Raw genomic sequence first — 2576 nt, forward strand, 5'->3', positions numbered from 1 at the left:
GCGAGCAGCACGGTGCCGTTGGTGGCCACCAGGTTGAGCGGCGGCGTGCGCACCTGTCCGGCCTGGACGAGCGCGGCCTCCACCTCGCGCACCGTGTCGCGCAGCACGCGGCCGGCGACGGCGGCTCCAGGCGCGGATCATCCGTGCGCCCCAGCTCGCGCAGGCGCGTGAGGAACAGGGCGAAGAGGATCTCGCTGTCGGTGGGCCCCGCACCTGCCGCAGGAGGTGCTCCGGCACGCGTGACAGGAGGGGGCGCGCAGGGGCTCGAAGTCCGGCAGCGGCCCCTGGTGGGCGAACAACCAGTGACGGGCCCGGAAGGGCTGGGTGTTCTCCTCGGGCGACAGGCCGAGCGGCAGCCGGCCCGCGTGGAACAGCACCGCCTCCGATTCGTGCGGAGGCCCCAGGTCATCCAGCGTGATGTCCCGGTCCGGCGCCAGCCGGCGCAGGAGCACCTCCTCCTGGGCATAGGTGCCCACCCCCAGGGCGTTGGCCCGGGGCTCCGGGCGCAGGACGACCTGCCGCGTGAGCCGGTGCAGCTCGCACCGGAGCAGGTTCGGGTCCGACGACAGCGCGGCGAGGATGGCGGACATGGTGGTTCCCCCCTTCACTCCAAGGGATAAGGTCCACGGACCCTGCGTTCAGCGCCGCCCACCCGCTCCCCTGCTCTGGCGCTAAGCCCTTGAAATGGCTGGCATTTAATCAGTCATTGAATTGACACCTCACAGCGTGGCGCCTAACCTCCCGGCGCTTCCCGACTGCCCTCTGGCCAGAGGGGCCGGGGTGCAGGTCTTCACCGGAGAGGGAATGGCGGACGACATCGCAATCGGCATCGACCTGGGCACCTCGTATTCGTGCGTGTCCGTCGTCCACGAGGGCCAGCCCACGGTCATCCCCAACGAGTGGGGCGAGACGACCCATGCCTCGTGCGTGTCCTTCCTGGAGGAAGGGTCCGTGCTGGTGGGCAACGCGGCGAAGAAGAACATCATCACCAGCCCCGAAACGACGGTGTACTCGGCCAAGCGGCTCATTGGCCGGTACTACTTCTCCGACGAGGTGAAGAAGGCGCAGGCGGTGATGCCGTACCGCATCGTCGAGGGCGACAACAACTCGGTGCGCATCGGCGTGCGGGAGCGCAGCTATTCGCTGCCGGAGATCTCCGCGCTGGTGCTCAAGGAGATGAAGGCCGTCGCGGAGACGTACCTGGGCCGCGAGGTGCACAAGGCGGTCATCACCGTCCCGGCGTACTTCAACGACAACCAGCGCCAGGCGACGAAGGACGCGGGCCGCATCGCCGGGCTGGAGGTGCTGCGCATCCTCAACGAGCCCACGGCGGCGGCGCTCGCGTATGGCTTTGGCCGGGACGTCAACCAGCGCGTCGTCGTCTACGACCTGGGCGGCGGCACGTTCGACGTGTCCATCCTGGAGATCGGCAAGGACGTCTTCGAAGTGCTCGCGACGGCGGGCGACACGTACCTGGGCGGCGACGACTTCGACGACCGCATCATGACGTGGATGGCGGACGACTTCCTCAGCCGCACGCGGCTGGACCTGCGGCAGAACAAGTACTGCCTGCAGATGCTGAAGGACGCGGCGGAGAAGGCGAAGATCGACGTGGGCCAGTTCGGCACCGCGGAGATCCTCTGCTCGGGCATCTGCCAGGACGCCAACGGCAACGTGATGGACCTGCGCAACACGCTCAACCAGGACCAGTTCAACCGGATGGTGATGGACCTGGTGCAGCGCACGTTCAAGGTCTGCGACGAGGCCTTGCAGAGCGCGCGGCTGACGGCGGCGGACATCGACGCGGTCATCCTGGTGGGCGGGCCCACGCGGCTGCCCATCATCCGCAACTCGGTGAAGCACTACTTCCAGAAGGAGCCGCTGGAGGGCATCAACCCGGACCAGGTCGTCGCCATGGGCGCCGCGCTCCAGTCGCACGCGCTCCTGGACAGCAAGACGGAGACGTTCCTGGTGGACGTCACGCCCTTGACGCTGCGGATTGGCACCGTGGGTGGGTACACGGAGAAGATCATCGACAAGAACACGCCGGTGCCCATTGACCGGTCGAAGACCTTCACCACCAGCCGCGACGGGCAGGAGAAGGTGAAGATCCGCGTGTACCAGGGTGAGTCCAACCGCGCCGAGGAGTGCGAGATGCTGGGCGAGTTCGAGTTCTCGGGCTTCCGCATCGGGTATCGCGGCGAGGTGAAGATCGAGGTGACGTTCGAGATCAACACGGACGGTCTGGTGAACGTGTCCGCGTGCGACGTGGAGACGGGCCAGAAGACGTCCACGTCCATCACGCTGTCGTCCGGCATGACGGAGGCGGACATCCAGCAGTCGATCCAGTCGAACCGCAACACGCGGCTCGCGGGCCACAACGGCAGCGACCTGCCCGCCGTGGCCAACTAGGCACCGCCGATGTCCGAGCCCTCCGATCCGAACTCTGGCGCACCGCCAGGGCCCGCCGCGCCCGCGGCCCCCGCGCGTCCGGCGCTGCCCCGGGTGACGGCCTCCGTGCCCCCGTCCGTCCCGCCCATGTCGCCGCGGCCCCCACCGCGGCCCACCGCTTCCGG

Annotated in this window: 1 protein-coding gene and 1 pseudogene; one reads left to right on the forward strand and one right to left on the reverse strand. The window is 68.5% G+C overall.

All coding sequences use genetic code 11. The annotated features are described in order from the left end of the window. Positions 1–590 (reverse strand): annotated as a pseudogene (locus tag ACLEQD_RS41130) (class II glutamine amidotransferase); the annotation flags it as partial. A gap of 214 nt (positions 591–804) precedes the next feature. On the opposite strand from ACLEQD_RS41130, the gene dnaK reads away from it, so the two are divergent. Next, positions 805–2412 carry a molecular chaperone DnaK gene (gene dnaK / locus ACLEQD_RS41135; RefSeq protein WP_410391371.1) on the forward strand — a complete coding sequence of 536 codons (1608 nt, stop codon included), beginning with the start codon at positions 805–807 and terminating at the stop codon, positions 2410–2412. The last annotated feature ends 164 nt before the right edge of the window (positions 2413–2576 follow it).

Origin of the sequence: Corallococcus sp. 4LFB, assembly GCF_046520365.1 — a bacterium.
GTDB lineage: Bacteria > Myxococcota > Myxococcia > Myxococcales > Myxococcaceae > Corallococcus > Corallococcus caeni.

Bases quoted from the DNA above. Each gene is read 5' to 3' on its own strand.
- dnaK (WP_410391371.1), top strand. From the start codon at position 805: ATGGCGGACGACATCGCAATCGGCATCGACCTGGGCACCTCGTATTCG.